The organism is Sphingomonas sp. Leaf343 (assembly GCF_001423765.1).
Classification (GTDB): domain Bacteria; phylum Pseudomonadota; class Alphaproteobacteria; order Sphingomonadales; family Sphingomonadaceae; genus Sphingomonas.
On the sequence record NZ_LMPG01000014.1, the window covers coordinates 103314 to 119942 of the forward strand.

General features: G+C 67.2%; 23 protein-coding genes and 1 other RNA gene. 14 read left to right on the forward strand and 10 right to left on the reverse strand.

Annotated features, from left to right (window positions below; all coding sequences use genetic code 11):
• Nucleotides 1-58: 58 nt before the first annotated feature.
• Entirely contained in the window at nucleotides 59-694 is a 636-nt protein-coding gene (locus ASG07_RS13225) for an OmpA family protein (RefSeq protein ID WP_055847504.1), read from the forward strand.
• Between the two features lie 79 nt (nucleotides 695-773).
• Nucleotides 774-2210 carry a class I SAM-dependent methyltransferase gene (locus ASG07_RS13230; RefSeq protein WP_055847509.1) on the forward strand — a complete coding sequence of 479 codons (1437 nt, stop codon included), beginning with the start codon at nucleotides 774-776 and terminating at the stop codon, nucleotides 2208-2210.
• 44 nt (nucleotides 2211-2254) lie between these two features.
• On the opposite strand, the gene ASG07_RS13235 is transcribed toward ASG07_RS13230, so the two are convergent.
• Together ASG07_RS13235 and pspF are read right to left on the reverse strand one after the other, a co-directional pair.
• Nucleotides 2255-2863 (reverse strand): superoxide dismutase, encoded by a 609-nt coding sequence (locus ASG07_RS13235; RefSeq protein WP_055848071.1) that lies wholly within the window; start codon nucleotides 2861-2863, stop codon nucleotides 2255-2257.
• 86 nt (nucleotides 2864-2949) lie between these two features.
• Nucleotides 2950-3993 (reverse strand): phage shock protein operon transcriptional activator, encoded by a 1044-nt coding sequence (pspF, locus tag ASG07_RS13240; RefSeq protein ID WP_055847511.1) that lies wholly within the window; start codon nucleotides 3991-3993, stop codon nucleotides 2950-2952.
• A gap of 172 nt (nucleotides 3994-4165) precedes the next feature.
• Between pspF and ASG07_RS17530 the strand changes: the two genes are divergently transcribed.
• From ASG07_RS17530 to ASG07_RS13285, 10 genes are read left to right on the forward strand one after another with little or no spacing between them, the layout of a single operon-like run.
• Complete coding sequence (locus tag ASG07_RS17530) at nucleotides 4166-4306, forward strand: hypothetical protein (protein WP_168377351.1); 141 nt, start codon at nucleotides 4166-4168, stop codon at nucleotides 4304-4306.
• 37 nt (nucleotides 4307-4343) lie between these two features.
• The gene (gene pspA, locus ASG07_RS13245) at nucleotides 4344-5033 is read left to right on the forward strand and encodes a phage shock protein PspA (RefSeq protein ID WP_055848076.1); all 690 of its coding nucleotides are present in this window, start codon (nucleotides 4344-4346) and stop codon (nucleotides 5031-5033) included.
• 1 nt (nucleotide 5034) lies between these two features.
• Nucleotides 5035-5328: an envelope stress response membrane protein PspB gene (gene pspB / locus ASG07_RS13250; protein WP_055847513.1), complete on the forward strand. Its 294-nt coding sequence runs from the start codon at nucleotides 5035-5037 to the stop codon at nucleotides 5326-5328.
• A 1-nt stretch (nucleotide 5329) separates the two neighbouring features.
• Complete coding sequence (pspC, locus tag ASG07_RS13255; protein ID WP_055847516.1) at nucleotides 5330-5707, forward strand: envelope stress response membrane protein PspC; 378 nt, start codon at nucleotides 5330-5332, stop codon at nucleotides 5705-5707.
• A gap of 27 nt (nucleotides 5708-5734) precedes the next feature.
• Nucleotides 5735-6082, forward strand: a complete 348-nt coding sequence (locus tag ASG07_RS13260; protein WP_055847519.1) for a hypothetical protein — start codon at nucleotides 5735-5737, stop codon at nucleotides 6080-6082.
• Nucleotides 6083-6137: 55 nt separating this feature from the next.
• Complete coding sequence (locus ASG07_RS13265; RefSeq protein ID WP_236694680.1) at nucleotides 6138-6380, forward strand: hypothetical protein; 243 nt, start codon at nucleotides 6138-6140, stop codon at nucleotides 6378-6380.
• Nucleotides 6377-6670, forward strand: coding sequence for a hypothetical protein (locus ASG07_RS13270; protein ID WP_236694681.1), 294 nt, complete (start codon nucleotides 6377-6379; stop codon nucleotides 6668-6670). The genes ASG07_RS13265 and ASG07_RS13270 overlap by 4 nt, the downstream gene beginning before the upstream one ends.
• A gap of 11 nt (nucleotides 6671-6681) precedes the next feature.
• On the forward strand, nucleotides 6682-6927 hold the full coding sequence (locus ASG07_RS13275; protein ID WP_055847525.1) for a hypothetical protein: 246 nt from the start codon (nucleotides 6682-6684) through the stop codon (nucleotides 6925-6927).
• A gap of 13 nt (nucleotides 6928-6940) precedes the next feature.
• Nucleotides 6941-7174 carry a hypothetical protein gene (locus ASG07_RS13280; RefSeq protein ID WP_055847528.1) on the forward strand — a complete coding sequence of 78 codons (234 nt, stop codon included), beginning with the start codon at nucleotides 6941-6943 and terminating at the stop codon, nucleotides 7172-7174.
• A gap of 48 nt (nucleotides 7175-7222) precedes the next feature.
• Complete coding sequence (locus ASG07_RS13285) at nucleotides 7223-7627, forward strand: SufE family protein (RefSeq protein ID WP_055847531.1); 405 nt, start codon at nucleotides 7223-7225, stop codon at nucleotides 7625-7627.
• Nucleotides 7628-7775: 148 nt separating this feature from the next.
• Here the strand turns inward: ASG07_RS13285 and ASG07_RS13290 are convergent, their stop codons facing one another.
• Entirely contained in the window at nucleotides 7776-8066 is a 291-nt protein-coding gene (locus tag ASG07_RS13290; protein WP_055847535.1) for a hypothetical protein, read from the reverse strand.
• A complete protein-coding gene (locus ASG07_RS13295; RefSeq protein WP_055847538.1) occupies nucleotides 8063-8596 on the reverse strand; it encodes a J domain-containing protein in 534 nt (177 codons plus the stop codon). Before ASG07_RS13295 ends, ASG07_RS13290 begins: the two co-directional genes overlap by 4 nt.
• A gap of 224 nt (nucleotides 8597-8820) precedes the next feature.
• On the opposite strand from ASG07_RS13295, the gene ASG07_RS13300 reads away from it, so the two are divergent.
• Nucleotides 8821-10383: a SulP family inorganic anion transporter gene (locus ASG07_RS13300; protein ID WP_055848082.1), complete on the forward strand. Its 1563-nt coding sequence runs from the start codon at nucleotides 8821-8823 to the stop codon at nucleotides 10381-10383.
• Nucleotides 10380-11015 (forward strand): carbonic anhydrase, encoded by a 636-nt coding sequence (locus ASG07_RS13305; RefSeq protein WP_055847541.1) that lies wholly within the window; start codon nucleotides 10380-10382, stop codon nucleotides 11013-11015. The genes ASG07_RS13300 and ASG07_RS13305 overlap by 4 nt, the downstream gene beginning before the upstream one ends.
• 21 nt (nucleotides 11016-11036) lie before the next feature.
• Here ASG07_RS13305 and ASG07_RS17310 read toward each other — a convergent pair whose 3' ends face one another.
• The 6 genes from ASG07_RS17310 to ASG07_RS13330 form a co-directional block, all read right to left on the reverse strand.
• A complete protein-coding gene (locus tag ASG07_RS17310; protein WP_055847546.1) occupies nucleotides 11037-13037 on the reverse strand; it encodes a hypothetical protein in 2001 nt (666 codons plus the stop codon).
• 17 nt (nucleotides 13038-13054) lie between these two features.
• An RNA gene (gene rnpB, locus ASG07_RS14245) (RNase P RNA component class A) lies at nucleotides 13055-13446 on the reverse strand.
• Between the two features lie 13 nt (nucleotides 13447-13459).
• Nucleotides 13460-14149 (reverse strand): N-acetylmuramoyl-L-alanine amidase, encoded by a 690-nt coding sequence (locus ASG07_RS13315; RefSeq protein ID WP_055847550.1) that lies wholly within the window; start codon nucleotides 14147-14149, stop codon nucleotides 13460-13462.
• Between the two features lie 76 nt (nucleotides 14150-14225).
• Nucleotides 14226-15095: a CheR family methyltransferase gene (locus tag ASG07_RS13320; protein WP_055847552.1), complete on the reverse strand. Its 870-nt coding sequence runs from the start codon at nucleotides 15093-15095 to the stop codon at nucleotides 14226-14228.
• Nucleotides 15092-16192 (reverse strand): chemotaxis protein CheB, encoded by a 1101-nt coding sequence (locus ASG07_RS13325; protein ID WP_055847554.1) that lies wholly within the window; start codon nucleotides 16190-16192, stop codon nucleotides 15092-15094. The genes ASG07_RS13320 and ASG07_RS13325 overlap by 4 nt, the downstream gene beginning before the upstream one ends.
• A gap of 19 nt (nucleotides 16193-16211) precedes the next feature.
• Entirely contained in the window at nucleotides 16212-16577 is a 366-nt protein-coding gene (locus ASG07_RS13330; protein ID WP_055847557.1) for a response regulator, read from the reverse strand.
• Nucleotides 16578-16629: the final 52 nt, after the last annotated feature.

Here is a 16629-nt window from a genome sequence, read left to right on the forward strand (position 1 = left end):
GGTAATCCCGACTCGGTCGGCGACCAGACTTCGTTATTGTTTCAAGGGGGATTTCATCATGCGGACTTCGACGATGATCGCGGCCATGACCGCAGCGACCTTGTTGGCGGGCCATGCCGACGCGCAGCAGGCCAAGAATACTCCGGACGAAATTATCTGTGCGGTGACAAACACCTGCGACGCGCCGCCACCGCCGGTCAACGGCAAGATCAAGGTCGGCGACGAAAAGGCCTTCAGCCTCGCCAAGCCGTCGGGTGCGCGTCCTGCCGCAGCGCCTGCTCCCGCCGTCGCCGCCCGTGCCGATGCGCCGATCCGCCGCCGACCGGCGCCCGTACGTCAGGCCGCACGCCGGTCGGGATCGGGTCTGGACATGCTCGTGACGTTCAACATGGGCTCGGCGGAGATGACGCCGCAGGCCAAGGCGGAGGCGCGCGCCTTCGCCGCCGCGATGAAGTCGCCGCAGCTCGCGCCGATGCGCTTCGCCATCGAGGGCCACACCGACGCGGTCGGCAGCCGCGAATCGAACCGCGATCTGTCGCAGCGCCGCGCCCAGTCGGTCGTCGACTATCTCGTGACACAGGGTGTGGATGCGCAGCGCCTGGACGCCCGCGGGTTCGGATTCGACAAGCCGAAGGCCGGCCTGACGCCGCGCGCCGCCGGCAACCGCCGTGTCGAGTTCGTTCGCCAGAGCTGATCGCCCGACCATCGCGCATGCCGCCGCCCCGCCCCGGCGCGGGCGGCGGTGCCACGTCCCGACTTGCCGGAGGCGACCCTTGAGCGCCAACGCCTATGACGTCGTCGATTATCCCACGACGATCATCCCGTCGACGCACCCCGACGTGATGGCGACGATCGCCACGCTGCACGGCCTGACCCCGCCTCCGATCGAGACGGCGCGCGTGCTGGAGCTGGGCGGCGGCGATGCGCTGAATCTGATCTCGCTCGCCGTGGCGTATCCTGAGGCGCGGTTCGTCAGCATCGATCTCGCCGCCGTGCCGGTGGGACGCGGCCGGCGGCTGGTCGAACTGCTCGGCCTCGACAATATCGAGGTCCGGGTCGGCGATATCGTCGCGGAGGCGCAGACGCTCGACGGACCGTTCGACTATATCATCGCCCACGGCGTCTATGCCTGGGTGCCGGAGATCGTGCGGTCCGCGATCATGACGCTGGCCGGGCGTGCGCTGTCCGCCGACGGCATCGTCTATATCAGCTACAATGCGTTGCCGGGTGGTCACCTGCGTCAGGCGCTGCGGGACATGATGCTTCACCATGTTGACGGCATCGGCGATCCGCAGCAGCGGGTGGAGGCGGCACAGGCGTTCCTGCTGGATTTCGGCCAGCCCCGCGATCCCGATCTGCCCGGGATCGCATCGCTGCGAGAGGAAGCCCTGAGCATCGCGCGGAAGCGGCCGGAGGTGCTGCACCATGACGAGCTGGGCGAGGTCTTCGCACCGCAGGCGCTGAAGGATGTGGTCGCTGCCGCCAACGCGCGCGGCCTGTCCTACCTGAACGAGGCGCAGGCGCCGATGATCGGCAGCGGGTTGTTGCTGGACGAAGACGATGCCCGCGGCGTCGATGCCGGCGACGGCGAGGCCGCGTTCGTCCGGCGGGCGCAGACGCTGGATTACGAACAACTGCGGTTCTTCGCGCATACGCTGCTGATCCGATCGGACAGGCGTCCCTCGCGAACACTGGACGTAACGGGAGTTCATCGGCTGTGGCTCGCGACAAAGGCGCAACCGCAGGGCGACGGGCGTTTCACGCTGCCGAACGGCAGCTTCACGGTCGGCGATCCGATCGTCGCTGCGGCGCTGACGGCGGCGGCCGGGGCTTCGCCGGCTTATGTCCGGATCGCGGATGTCATCGCAGCGGACGACGAAGAGAGGCTGGCGGCGCTGGTCGAACTTTACCGGGCGGGTGCGGTCGATCTACACAGCGCGGCATATCCCGCAGCCGTGTCGTCGGAGCGGCCTTTCGCCAGCCCGCTGGCGCGGATGACGGTGGCGAGCGGCCAGCAGGTGGTGGTGACGCTGAACCACGCGCTGTTGAATCTGGAGGACGCCGGTGCGCGCGCGTTCCTGATGTTGCTCGACGGCAGCCGCGACATGGCGATGCTGGATCGCGAATGGCAGCAGACACCCCATGCCGGCGAAATCGGAGCGGGTGAGGCATTCCGGACGCTCGCGCGGTTCGGTCTGGTGCAGCGGTAAGGAGAAGCGGCCACGGGCGATGTCGCCCGTGGCCGCTCCGTTGATCAGGCGACCGCGTCGTAGCGCTGACCGACCGTGTCCCAGTCGACCACGTCCCACCACGCCTTCAGATAGGCGGCACGGTCGTTCTTGTAGGTCAGGTAATAGGCGTGCTCCCAAACGTCGTTGCCGAGCAGCGGCGTACCCCGGTCCTGCACGACGTCCATCAGGGGATTGTCCTGATTCGGGGTCGACGTGATCTTCAGCTTGCCACTGTCGTCGGCGATCAGCCACGCCCAGCCCGAACCGAACTGGCCCACGCCCTTGGTGTTGAACTCTTCCTTCAGCTTGTCGACGCCGCCGAAATCGCGCTCGATTGCCTCGGCGAGCTTGCCGGACGGCGTGCCGCCACCCTTCTTCATCGTCTTCCAGAAGAAGTCGTGATTCCAGTAACCGCCGCCATTGTTGCGGATCAAGGGCGGCTGGCTCGACACGGTGGCGAGGATGTCCTCGATCGACTTCCCGGCGAGCGACGCGTCCTTCTCGACGCCCTCGTTGAGCTTGTCGGTATAGGCCTTGTGGTGCTTGTCGTGGTGGACCGTCATCGTCTCCTTGGAGATGGTCGGCTCCAGCGCATCATAATCGTAGGGCAGCGGGGGCAATTCGAAGGCCATGTACGTCTCCATTGAAAACATTGGAAAAGGCGGTGGAGGGTCAGACTAGGATCAGGCTCATAACGCGTGTCCACTCCACAAGTTCGCTATCCGGTCGCACCGATCAGGTCGTGCCGCCGCAAGGCGTGGCGCAACTGATCGTAGGAAAGCCCCAGGGCCTCCGCGGTCTGGCGTTGGTTGAAGCGGTTCTCCGCCAGCGCGCGGCTGAGCAGATCGCGTTCGAACAAGGCCACCCTGCTCTTGAAGTCGGATGGTCCGACATTGCAAGCCACGACTTCCTCGTCCTGCCCCTCGACGGCGGCGGGAGCAGCGGATTGCGCGGCCGGAGCCGCCGTCGGACCGGCCCGGCCCTGCGGACGATAGGGCGAGGCGAACGGATCGATATCGATGTGATCGACGGGGCCATCCGCATCCCAGCGGTACACGGCGCGCTCCACGACGTTGCGCAGTTCGCGGACATTGCCGGGCCAGCGATATTTGGTGAGCTGCTCGGTCGCGGCCTGGCCGAAGCCGACCCAACGGTCCCAGCCTAGCTCGGCGGCCATGCGCCGTGCGAAGTGGTCGGCAAGGACCATGATGTCGCTCTGGCGGCTGCGCAGCGGCGGCAGCGTCACGACCTCGAACGACAGCCGGTCGAGGAGATCGGCGCGGAACTCATGCGCGTCGACCTTGTCGGGGAGATGCTCGTTGGTGGCGGCGACGATGCGGACATCGACGCGCAGTGGACGCGAGGAGCCGATCCGCGTGATCTCGCCATATTCGACCGCGCGCAGCAGGCGTTCCTGCGCGCCCATCGACAGCGTACCCAGCTCGTCGAGGAACAGCGTGCCGCCGTCGGCCTCCTCGAACCGGCCCGTCCGCGCCTTGGTCGCGCCGGTGAAGGCGCCAGCCTCATGCCCGAACAATTCCGCTTCGATCAGCGTCTCCGGCAGCGCGGCACAATTCATGACGACGAGCGGCTGATCCCAGCGCGGACTGAGTCGGTGAAGACGCTCCGCCACGAGTTCCTTGCCCGTCCCGCGCTCGCCGATGACGAGCACCGGACGATCGAGCGCGGCGGCGCGGCTGGCGCGTTCGAGCGCGTCGAGAAAGGCCCCCGATTGGCCGATGACCTGACTGGTTCGCTCCATAGCCGATGGTTGGCGCAGAATCCCGACACTTGGCAAGTTCTGAACGCCAGATGACCGGCGATTTATTCCGTAAGCGGCGGAAATCCGCCATTTTTGAAATTGGCACGGAGGCTGCAATGACCCTGACATACCGCCGATACGGTGGCCCACAGGTTCGGAAACGGAGATCATCATGTTCCAGAAGTTTGCAGCGCTCGCCCTGACCGCCGTGATGAGCGCCACCTGCGTCCTGTCCGCGGTCGGCCCCGCCAGCGCGGCGGCGAACGGCGCGAGCAAGTCTGCGGTCGCACACACCGTCCGCTTCATGGCATAAGGGGATGAACGCCTTCCGCGTCCCTCAGGAGTATTCGATGGGCATCTTTTCCCGAACCCGCGACATCGTCGCCGCCAACTTCGCCGACCTTCTGGAGAAGGCCGAAGATCCGGCGAAGATGATCCGCATGATCATCCTCGAAATGGAGGAAACGCTGGTCGAGGTGCGCGCCTCCGCCGCCCGGACGATCGCCGATCAAAAGGAGATGCGTCGCCACATTTCGAAGCTTGACGGCCTTCAGGCCAACTGGACCGAGAAGGCCGAACTGGCGCTGAGCAAGGACCGTGAGGATCTGGCGAAGGCTGCCCTGGTCGAGCGGCAGAAGGCGGCGGACATGGCCGACCAGCTGCGCGCCGAGGTTCAGGTGCTCGACGATGCCCTGAGGGCGTCGGAAGAGGACATCGCCAAGTTGCAGGGCCGCCTGCGCGAGGCGCGCAACAAGCAGTCCAACATCCAGACGCGGCTGGAGACGGCGAACAACCGCTTCCGCCTGCGCGACATGTATGCCGGACCCAAGACGCAGGAAGCGTTCAGCCGCTTCGGCGAGCTGGAACGCCGCGCCGACGAGGCCGAGGGCCGCGCGGAGGCGATGGGTCTGGGTGTCGGCAAGACGCTGGACGAAGAGATCAACGAGTTGCGCCAGAGCGACAAGGTGGATGCCGAACTGGCCGCGCTGAAGCTGCGCCTGTCCGGCAATGCCGGCGGCAACGGCAACCGGGAGGGTTGAGATGGATATCGAAGGATTGGTCGCGATCCTGTGTGCGCTGGTCGGCCTGCCCTGGCTCATCATGCACTATGTGACCAAGTGGAAGCAGGCTCCGAAGATCACGACCGAGGACGAGCAGATGCTGGACGAGATGTACAATCTCGCTCGCCGGCTGGAGGAACGGGTGCAGACCGTCGAGCGCATCGTCGCCGCGGACCACCCGGACTGGAAGCCGGGCCTGAACGCCCCGCAGGCGACGCAGCCGCTGCCGTCGCCACGCTACACCAACGACCGCAACTCCAACCGGAGCATGTGACATGGCTGCCCGTACCCGTTTCTACCTCGACAAGCAGAATGCCAAGTACAAGGGCGTGTGCGCCGGGATCGCCGATTACACGGGGGTCGAGGTGCTCTGGGTCCGGCTGGGGCTCGCCGCGCTCACCGTCGTCGCCCAACAATGGTGGCTCATCGTGGCCTATTGGGTGATCGCGTGGGTCGCGGAAGCGAAGCCGATCGGCCTCTACGAAACCCGCGAGGACGCCAAGTTCTGGCAGGGCGTGCGCAGCAACCCCAAGCGGTCGAGCGCCGAGGTCCGCAGCAAGCTGCGCGATATCGACCGCCGGCTGGCCGACATGGAAACCCACTTCACCAGCCGCAACACCGCGCTGGCCGCCGAGATCGAGCGGCTGCGCTAGGCGCCCGCTCAACAGGGGAGAGATACGATGGACTGGGGTGGACCTTTCTTCGTCCTCGCGATCATCGCGATGTCGACCGGCGGCTGGATTGTGAACAACTGGATCCGCGCCAGACATGGCTACGAGCCGACCAACGACTGGGGCGGGTTCGGCGGACGCCGGCACAAGCGGCACGGCGGCATGAACTGGATGACGGGCCGTCACACCGATGGCGACATCGACGACGACCGCAAGATCGTGCTGCTGACCAACGAGAACGAGAAGCTGACCGGGCAGGTCAGCCGGCTGGAAGAGCGGATCGCGGTGCTGGAGCGCATCGCCACCGATCCCGCCGAGCGCACCGCCCGCGAGATCGACGCGCTGCGGGACCGCTAGGACGCGCATAAACGACAACAGGGGAAGACCAATGGGACCCGATCATGTGTTTTTCATGTTCGCCGGCGCCGTCATCACGCTGGCCATCCAATGGTATGGCCGCCGCAAGGTGAAGCAGGCGATGACCGCGCCCGATCTGGTGGCACGTCGCGGCGTCGAGTTGCTCGACAACGAGAACGAACGCCGGTCGCAGCAGATCGACCGTTTGCAGGAGCGGATCGCCATCATGGAGCAGATCGCCACCGATCCCGGTACCCGTACCGCCCGTGAGATCGAGAAATTGAGGCTGGAAGCATGACCGACTTTTTCATGGTCAACGGCTTTACCGTGTTCGCCATCGCCTTCGTCGTGGTCGGCCTGCCGGTGATCCTCGGGATCGGCCTGGAGATCTTCAAAACGTGGCTCAGGCACAAGGAGCGGCTGGCCACGACCTTGAACGAGCAGGCGGCGCTGAACGCCGCGAAGAACGACCGGCTGGAAGAGCGCATCCGCGTGCTGGAGCGGATCGTGACGGATCGGGGCACGTCCCTCGCCGACCAGATCGAGGATCTGCGCGATCCCGCGCCGGCCAAGTCGCCGCTGAACTGAGGATATACGACATGTCAGCCTATGCGATGGTCGTCCTGATCGTCCTGATCGCCACCATCGGCAAAGTCCTGTCGGGTCGCCACGCGGCGCATGCCCGGATGCCGGGTCCCGATCCGCAGAGCATCGAGGCGCTGAAGGCCGCGTCCGACGAAATTCGCCAACTGAAAGAGCGCGTATCCGTGCTGGAGCGCGTCGTCACCGACAATCATGGCAGCATCGGCCTCGATCGCGAGATCGAGCGGCTGCGCGACCGTTGAAAGGAGCGTCATCATGGTCGACCCCTTCGTCACCGTCACCCTCTCCCTGTCCGCACTGGCGGGCACGGGCATGGTCGTTCTCGGCGGCCTTGCCGGCTGGCGCGGCTGGCTGGCGCTGAAGGCGAGCGAGCTGGACCGGATGCCGGGCGATGCGCCGGTGCCGACCGCCGGCGCCCGGATCGAGATCGCCGACCTGCGCGAGCGTATCAAGAAGCTGGAGGCGATCGCCGCCGGCGTTGACCTGTAGTTGCCCGGTCCGGTTGCCCGCTCCGGCCGGGAAGGCTAGGCGGCGGAGATGACCAGCCTGAGCGATATCCGCGAAGAATACGAGTTTCTCGAACCTGACGATCGGTATCGGCTGCTGATCGATCTGGGTCGCGAACTTGAAGAGATGCCGGCGGCGCTGAAAACCGACACGACGCTGGTGAAAGGCTGCTCGGCGGCGGTCTGGGTCTATCCCGTCGCGCCGGAGACGGGGCGGCTGCACTTTCTGGCGGACTCGAACGCCGCCATCACCAAGGGAATCATCGCGCTGGTGCTGCTGGCGGTGCAGGACCGTCCCGCCGGGGTAATATTGTCGACCGATATCGAGGCCGAACTCGCGCCGTTCGACCTGAAGAACCAGCTGAGCTCGAACCGGACCCAGGGTATTCCGAACATGATCGCGCTGATTCGGGACACGGCCGCGCGGTACGCTTGAGCGCGGTACGTACCGGTCTTCATTTGCCCTTCCCCGGCGGAGGCCGAGGTCCAGCTTCAGTGAAAGGTGGCGAGGCTCACGTGAAACGCCGCACCGGGACCCCGGCCTTCGCCGGGGAGGTGCGGTAAGATGCGGGAGCTTCAACCCTTCAGCCCAGTCCCACCCTCGCCGCGAGTTCGTCGATCGGCTCGCCGGGGGCGATCACCAGCCATTCGCCCGGGCGGCGCGCATCCACGACCGTGACCGCGTTCCTGGGGCAGAGTTTCAGGCAGCGGCTCTCGACGACGCCCGCCCGCGCCTTCCGCCCCTTGCCCGCGAGCTTGCGGAGGAGCTTGACCAGCGGCGTGCGCCCCTTGGGACCGAAGCCGCCATCGACCTTGCGGCTGCATTTGCCGCAAACGAGGACGACGCCCTGCCAGTCGCTTTTCGCGACCTTCATGCCGGGCTGCGCCGTTCCTCGGCGGAGCGGAGGATTTCGTACGCCGCCTGCACCGCCTGAAACCGGACGGCGGCATCGGGATCGCCGGGGCGGACGTCCGGATGGTTCTCCTTCGCCATGCGACGCCACGCGGCGCGGATATCGTCGAAACTGGCGTCCTCTTCCAGCCCGAGTGCCGACAGCGCCCGCAGTTCATCGCGCGAACGGGTGCCGTCGCCCGGTCCGCTCCACGCATAATGACGCGAGCGTTCGTAGCCGGCTGCCCCGCGTGACTCCTCGGCCTCGCGCTCGGCGGCTTCTTCGGCGGACAGGCCCTGAAAATAGTCCCAGCCACGATTGTACTCGGCGGCGTGGTCGCGGCAGAAATACCAGCGTTCGGGATTGTTCGGCGATTTCGGCGCCGGGCAGTCGCCCGGCTCCTCGCAACCGTGACGGTCGCACAGCCGCACGGGCTTCGCCTCCCGGCCGGAGCCATAGCCGCGCCAGCGAGGGAAACCCCAGTCGTTCGATCGTGTCGGGCGGTAGGCCATTACCAACTGACATAGGCGAGCCGCAGGACGGCGCAACCGTTCGCGTCGCAACGCAGCATCCCGCCGTGGCGAAAAGGCGGTTGATCGCAAAGCGGGTGGCATTATGACATGCGCGTCATGTTAGCTTCACGTCCGCAACGGACATAGTCACGACAGCTCAGCGAACAGGAACATCGGTGCCGTCAACAGAACTCCCTACCGGTGCGCCCCCTGCCCGGCCTTCCCTGCTCGCGACCGCGCGGGCGGACATTCCGGCGTCCATCGTCGTCTTCCTCGTCGCGCTGCCGCTGTGTCTCGGCGTCGCGCTGGCGTCCGGTGCGCCGCTGTTCGCCGGGCTGATCGCGGGCATCGTCGGTGGCCTCGTCGTCGGATCGCTGTCCAAGTCGCCACTGTCGGTCAGCGGCCCCGCCGCCGGCCTGACGGTGATCGTGCTCGGTGCGATCGAAAGCCTGCCGACGTTTCAGGCGTTCACGCTGGCGGTGATGCTGGCGGGTATCCTCCAGCTCGCCTTCTCGTTCACCCGCGCGGGCATCCTCGCGGAGTTCGTGCCGTCGTCGGTCATCACCGGCATGCTGGCGGCGATCGGGCTGATCCTGATCCTGAAGCAGGTGCCGCATGCGGTCGGCTACGATGCCGAAGCGGAGGGCATCTTCGAATTCTCGACCGGTGACGGCATCAACACCTTCACGCGGATCGTCGACAGCCTGACCGGCGCGATCACGCCCGGTGCGGTGCTGATCGCGGCGGTCAGCCTCGCCTTCCTGTTCTGGTGGGATGCCGCCCGGCCCAAGGACGGCCCGCTGCGCTTCGTGCCCGGGCCGCTGGTCGTCGTGCTGATCGGCGTTCTCGGCAACATGCTGCTGGGTGCGGTGAAGCCGGACTGGCAACTGGGCCCGAAGCATCTGGTTCAGGTGCCGCAGGCGGCGAACGCGTCCGAATTCATCGCGCTGTTCAGCTTTCCCGACTTCGGCCAGATCGGCAACGGCACGGTCTGGATGGCCGCGGCAACGCTGGCGATCGTCGCCAGCCTCGAATCGCTGCTGAGCGTCAAGGCGGTCGACGAGATCGATCCTAAGCGTCGCACCACCGACAAGAACTGGGAGTTGATGGCGCAGGGCGGCGGCAACATCGTGTCCGGCCTGATCGGCGGCCTGCCCGTCACGTCGGTGATCGTCCGCTCCTCCGCCAACGTCGATTCGGGTGCGGAGAGCAAGCTGTCGACCCTGCTGCACGGTACATGGCTGTTGCTGTCGGTGGCGCTGATCCCGGCGCTGCTGAACCTGATCCCGCTGTCGGCGCTGGCGGCGGTGCTGATCGCGACGGGGTACAAGCTGGCCAAGCCCAAGCTGTTCGCCGAGCGGTGGAAACAGGGCTATACGCAATTCGTGCCGCTGGTCGTCACGGTCGTCGCGATCCTGTTCACCGACCTGCTGGAGGGGATCATGATCGGCATGGTCGTCGGCTTCGGCTTCGTCATCGCGCGCAATTTCCGTACCGCGATCACGGTGGCGCACGATGGCGACGACTGGCTGGTCCGCGCCCGGCGCAACCTGTACTTCATTCACAAATACGAGTTGCAAAAGGATCTGGCGCTGGTCCCCGACGGGGCGAACCTCCTGATCGACCTGACATCGACCAACTATGTCGACCTCGACAACATCGACATCATCAACGCCTTCATCAAGAACGCCAGTTTCCGCAACATCCAGATCATGGTCCGCGCGGACGTCGCCGGACGGACCGCGACGAAGATCAACGCCCCCGTTTCCGAGGTTGTGTTTTCATGAGGGAATCCCAGCAACTGCTGCTCGCCAACAAGGCGTGGGCGACCGAGTTGACAGACGAGAACCCGGATTTCTTCTCGCGGCAGGTGGCCGGACAGAAGCCGCAATTCCTATGGATCGGCTGTTCCGACAGCCGCGTCAGCCCCGAACAGAAGACGCAGTCGCTGCCGGGGCGGCTGTATATCCACCGCAATATCGGCAATCTCGTTCATGACGACGACCTGAACCTGCTGTCCGTGCTGCAATATGCGGTCAACGTGTTGCAGGTCCCGAACATCGTCATCTGCGGCCATCACGGCTGCACCGGCATCCACGGCGCGCTGCACGGGGGCGTCACCGGTGCGCTCGACACGTGGCTGGACAATGCCCGCGACGTGGCGCGCAATCACGCCGACGAGCTGGATGGACTCCCGGAGGCGCAGCGCGTCGACCGGCTGGCGGAGATGAACGTGCGCGACCAGTTGCTGCATCTGGCGCGGATCGACACGGTGCAGAACGCCTTCGCGGCGGGTCGCGACCTGACGCTGCACGGCTGGATCTACGACATCCGCGACGGACTGCTGAAGCCGCTGATGGAGATCGACCGGCACACCAGGCTGGACGAGGTGGGCCGGCCGGCACCGGTTTTGGTGTGAGGGGCGCCGGGCAGTCGCCCGCTATTTCGGCATCATGAACCTGATCCGGTTGGTGTTGCCGCCACAGCCGAGGCCGCCGTCCGGGCGGAAGGTCTTGGCGTACTTCACCCCGCCGATATAGTCGGTCCCGGCCTTCGAGAAGATGAAGGGCGGGTAGCTCAGCAACGTGCGGCGGGCCGCCGATGTACCGTCGGCGGCGACATCGAACTGGACCTGCGTCCAACCCTCGAAGCCCCAGCGCATCGCCTCCATCGGAAACGCGTCAGCGCCCGGGCTCGACACCGGCTTGGGTGGCGCGTCGAGGATCGCGCACTGATCGGCCGACAGTCCCGACGACGCGAAGGATGCCCGCGCGACATCGGCACGGCCGTTGCGCTGTTCGATCGAGGCGAGCCGCACGAGCGCGCCGACCCTTAGAGGATCGTTCGGCTTCAGCGCGGCATCGTCCGCCACCTGTCGGAGCAGGATGGATGTCTGTCCGTCCTCGCCCCGGTCCGCCCGCGCACGATCGGCCAGTATGAGACGGATGGCGGCGCGCGCCTGCGGATCGGAGGCATAGACCGGCTCCGACGCCATCGGCGTGACGGTCCGGCGGTAGCGGTCGTTGCGCCACGGATCGACCAGCGCCTCGATCCGCGCGGTGAGATCGAGGCCCAGCCGCGCCGATGCCGGCGCGTCGTTGGCGGTCGCTATCGCCAGGCCGCGCGCGGCGAGCCGCGCCCGCTCCTCGCGCGGTACCGTGCGGTTCTCGACCAGGCGGTGCAACGCCGCCAATGTCGCCAGCGAGTTGGGCGAGGCACCCTCCGCAGCGGCCAGCGCCGCCCGCTGCGACGGCAGTGCCTGCGCATCGCCGCCGGTCGGCGCGGGCGGGACGGCAACGTGCTTGTCCGCCAGCCATTGTTCCAGCGCCGCGTCCAGACCCTGACTGATCGACGGGCGCTCGAATGCCGTCGAGCAGCGCATCTCGACCCGGACATTGTAGCGGAAGAACGGCGGCACGTCCTTCACCGTGTCCGGCGACCACGACCAGCCCTGAACCGCCCGTGCGAACTCCAGCGCGACGCGGCCGCCCCCCGCCGCATAGACCGGAGTGACCGCGTTGACGCGACCCTGATCGTCGATGCCGAACTCGACCACGGCGACGTCGGACGGCTTCAGCCCGGCCTCTCCCCCGCAGGTCGGGGACTGCATCTCGGCGGCGGGATCGAACCGGCCCTTCGGCATGCGTCCTGCCCCCGTCATCGCCATATATTCGCGAGCGCTGTCCGGTTGTCCGCCGAGGATCAGGGCGATCGCCGCGTCGGACCGGGCCTGCACGTCGAGGCCGCTGGTCTTGGGCGTCAGTCCGCCCAGCAGCTTGACCGCGGCCATCGCGCTCGCCTTCGCGCCGGGGAGATCGCCGGTGTTGAGCAGCAGGATCGTGCGACGCCGTGCCAGCAGCGCCTTGACGTTATCGTCGAACGCCGCCGACGCCAGCACCGCGTCGGCACGCGCCAGCGCGGTCTTCGCCGCCGCGGGGTCGACGAAGGTGAGCATCTCGATGAGGCCGACCTGCGGACCCAGTTTCTCGCCGGGGGTATCGGCGAACTGCTCGGCCTTCGCATAGGCGGCGGCGGCACCCGCATAGTCGAGCGTGTTCGCGGCGATCGTGCCGAGCATGTACCATGTCCGTCGCAGATCGGTCCGCAGCGTCGCGTCGGACACCGGCAGGCCGGCCAGCCCCTCGTTGGCCGCCGCCGCCGCCTCGTCGTACCGGAACAGGCGGTAAAGCACGTCGGCCTTGCGGACCTGGACGATCGCACGGCTGCGCGATCCGGGTCTCGTCCGCGCCTCCAGCGCGGTCCACGCCACGAGCGCGCCGGTATAATTCTTCGCGGTGTCGAGCGCCTCGGCCGCGAGGAAATCCTGCTGCACCGTCGTCGCCGGCTGCTGCGCCACCGCCGCCGATCCCAGCATCGATGCCACCGCCACGCCGAAACTCGCCCGCATCCCGCTTCCCCCGATGAACTCGCCCGACGTCATGCCGTGCGGGAGCGGATCGCGCCAGAGGGTCTGTAAGCCGGGTTCTGTCCACCCGCGCGAACGCGGGATAGGCGACCATTCCTCTACGACGACGCTTGCGCGCCGCCTCCAGCAATCAACCCGGACGACGAGCCGGAACGAGGCCCATATGCCGTCCCTATTCGATCTTGCTCCCGGTGGGGTTTACCATGCCGCCTCCGTTACCGGACGCGCGGTGCGCTCTTGCCGCACCCTTTCACCCTTGCCCGCCCGAAGGCTTCGTCCCCGAAAGGATTAGGCGGTCTGCTCTCTGTGGCACTGTCCCTGGGGTCGCCCCCGCCGGGCGTTACCCGGCACCGTCGTTCCATGGAGCCCGGACTTTCCTCGCCTTCCCCCATAAAGGAGAAGCCGCGGCCGCCCGACCCTCTGGCGCTGGCGCGGCCCTACGCGTCGCCCTGCGGTTTGGGAAGCAGCAATGCGAGCAGGATCATGCGACATTCCGCATCGATCTCTCCGTCGACCAGCTCCGGGCGGAACCGGCGCTGGAACGCCATGATCGCCGCCATGCGGTCCGACACGTCATACCCGAAGCGCTCCAGCGCGAGGCAGAAGCCGGCCTCCGTCCATTGCGGGTCGAGCAGGTTCTTCGTCGGACGCGGCAGGGCGAGGCGCAGGCGGGCGAGGCTGTGCCATGGGAACAGTTCGCCCGGATCGCGCTTGCGGGCGGGAGCGATGTCGGAATGGCCGACGACGTTGCCGCGCGTGATCCCGTGGCGCCGGACGATGTCGGCGACGAGCGGGATCAGCGCATCCATCTGTTCGTCCGGGAACGGTCGATAGCCCCAGTCGTGGCCCGGATTGACGATCTCGATACCGATGCTGGCGTCGTTGCAGTCGTCCACCTCCCGCCAGTGCGAGCGGCCGGCATGCCAGGCGCGGTGCTCCTCGGCGACCATGCGCAGGATCGTCCCATCCTCCGCCACCAGGTAATGGCAGGATACCTTCGCCGCCGGATCACGAAGCCGGTCGATCGCCGCCTCCGCGGTCTGCATCCCCGTATAATGCAGCACCAGCATCGAGATCGGCGCCGTGCGGTCGTCGTAATTGGGCGACGGCGTATCGATGATGGTCAAAGGCTGCGCTCCCCGGATCGAGGACCAGCGTTGGCGCAAAGCGGGTTCGCGGGCAAGCCTTGGAGGTTGGTCAGTCCTACGCGTGCCGGTTCGTCTCGGCATGTTCGTAGAAGCCGCGGTACCGCATGCTGGGCACGAACAGCCCGGTTTGGCCGATCACCGTCTCGCCCGCGCCCAGCACCAGCAACCCGCCGGGACGGAGCGCCGCGGCGAGGCTGGCGAAGACCTTCGCCTTGGCACCGGCCGCGAGATAGAACAGGACGTTGCGGCACAGGATGACGTCGAACCGGCCGGCCGGCGGCGCATCGGTGACGAGGTTGGACTGGCGATACTGGACCAGCCGCGTCAACTCGGGCTTGGCGATCCAGTCCGCCCCGTCGCTGTCGAACCAACGCATCATCCGGCGCACGGGCAAGCCGCGCTGGATCTCGAACTGGTTGTAGCGACCGGTACGTGCGCGGGCCAACGCGGCCTCGGACACGTCGGTGGCGACCAGTTCCGGGCACGACGCGTCGCCCGCCGTCTCCGCGAACATCATCGCCAGCGACAGGGCCTCCTGCCCGGTCGCGCAGCCGGCGCTCCAGATCCGGGCACGACGATCCGGCGCGATCGCGGTCACGGCTTCGGCGATGGCGTCGAACACCGGCTGGTCGCGGAAGAACGAACTCTCGCCATTGACGAGCGCGTCGATGATGCGATCGCCCAGCGCAGGGTCGCTACCATCCAGCAACGTATCGACGAGCTGGTCGAGCGTCTCCATCTCGCGGTCGCGGAGCAGCGGCTTCAGCGCGACGTCGAGCCGCCACGCGCGGGAACTGGCGATCTGCTGGCCGGTGCGCGCCTCCAGCAGGCGCGCGAGCACCGTCAGCGTGCCGGCACTGGCCCCCGCGCCGCTGGCACCGGGATGCGCCGCCGGGTTGGCGACGGCGAGGTGGGATTCGATCATGCGCGACGCCTCGTACCGATCAGCTTGCCGATCTCGTCGGGAGGAAGGATGGCGTGGGCGATGCCCTGCGCCGCGATCGCGCCGGGCATGCCCCACACGACCGATGTGGATTGATCCTGCACCACGACGCAGCCGCCGGTATCTCGGACCCGGCGCGCGCCCTCCGCGCCGTCGCGGCCCATGCCGCTGAGCACCACCGCCAGCAGGCGCGGGCCGTAGATCTCCGCCAGCGACGCGAACATCGGATCGACGGAGGGCATGCAGTGGCTGACGGCGGGCTCCGTCGACAGGCGCACGGCGGCCTGCCCGTCGCTGAGCGCAACGCAGCGCATATGGCCATCGCCCGGGGCGACGATGATGCGGCCGGGGCGGATTCGCAGCCGCTCGACCGCCACGTCGCAGGGCCGGTCGGCGAGGACCGCCAGTTGCGCCGCGAAATACGGCATGAAGGAGGCGGGCAGATGCTGCGTCACCAGGATCGGCAACTGGAAGCCGGGCGGGATCGCCTTCAGCAGGCGGCCGAGCGCGTGGATGCCGCCGGTGGAGGCTCCGATCGCGACGATATCGAAATCGTCGCCGATCGCCGCCCGGTTCGTCAGCGGAGGCGACGACGGCGCCGGGACGGGGGGCAGGCGCGTCGCAGGAGTGTCGAACAGGCGATGCAGCCGCTCCGCCAGCGCCGCGCCGAACCCCTTCGACATGCCGCTGGTCGTGGGCTTCTCCAGCGTGTCCGCCGCACCGAGGGCGAGAGCGCGTATCGTGTTGGCGGCCCCCTGTCCGGCGGAGGACGACACGACGACGATGCGGGCGTTCTTCGATGCGGCGAGCAGATCGGGCAGTGCCGTCAGGCCGTCGACGCCGGGCATCTGGATATCGAGCAGGATCACGTCGACGGACTCGACCGCCAGAAAGGCTAGCGCCGCCGCCACCGTTCCCACCGCGCCGGCGACGACGAACCGCGGCCCCTGCGCGATCAGACCCTGTGCGATCATACCGCCGATCACGGCCCGTGCGACCACCGAATCGTCGACGATCAGGACGCGCCGGAGGCCGTCTTTCGCGACAACGGGCGCGACGCCGGGAAGCACGGTGGCCATGACGGTCGCGCCGACGGATTCAGGCGAGGCCGACGATCTGCAGCTTGCTTTCGATCGTGTCGCGATCGAACGGCTTCATGACATATTCGTCGGCGCCGGCCTCGATCGCGGCGCGGATATACGCCATGCCGTTCTCGGTCGTGCAGAACACGACCTTGGGGCGGGTCGGCACGTTCGATTCGCGCAGCGCCCGGAGGAAATCCATGCCGCTCATCACCGGCATGTTCCAGTCGAGCAGGACGACGTCGGGCGGCGATGCGGTGCACGCATCCAGCGCCTCGCGGCCATCGCACGCTTCGCTGACCTGAAAGTCGAGCGTTTCGAGGATATGGCGCGCGACCTTCCGGATCACCTTGGAATCGTCGACAACTAGACAGGTCTTCATGGGAAATGGGCCTTCCGCAAACTCGAAGATCGGTATGACAGCAAAGCGTAAT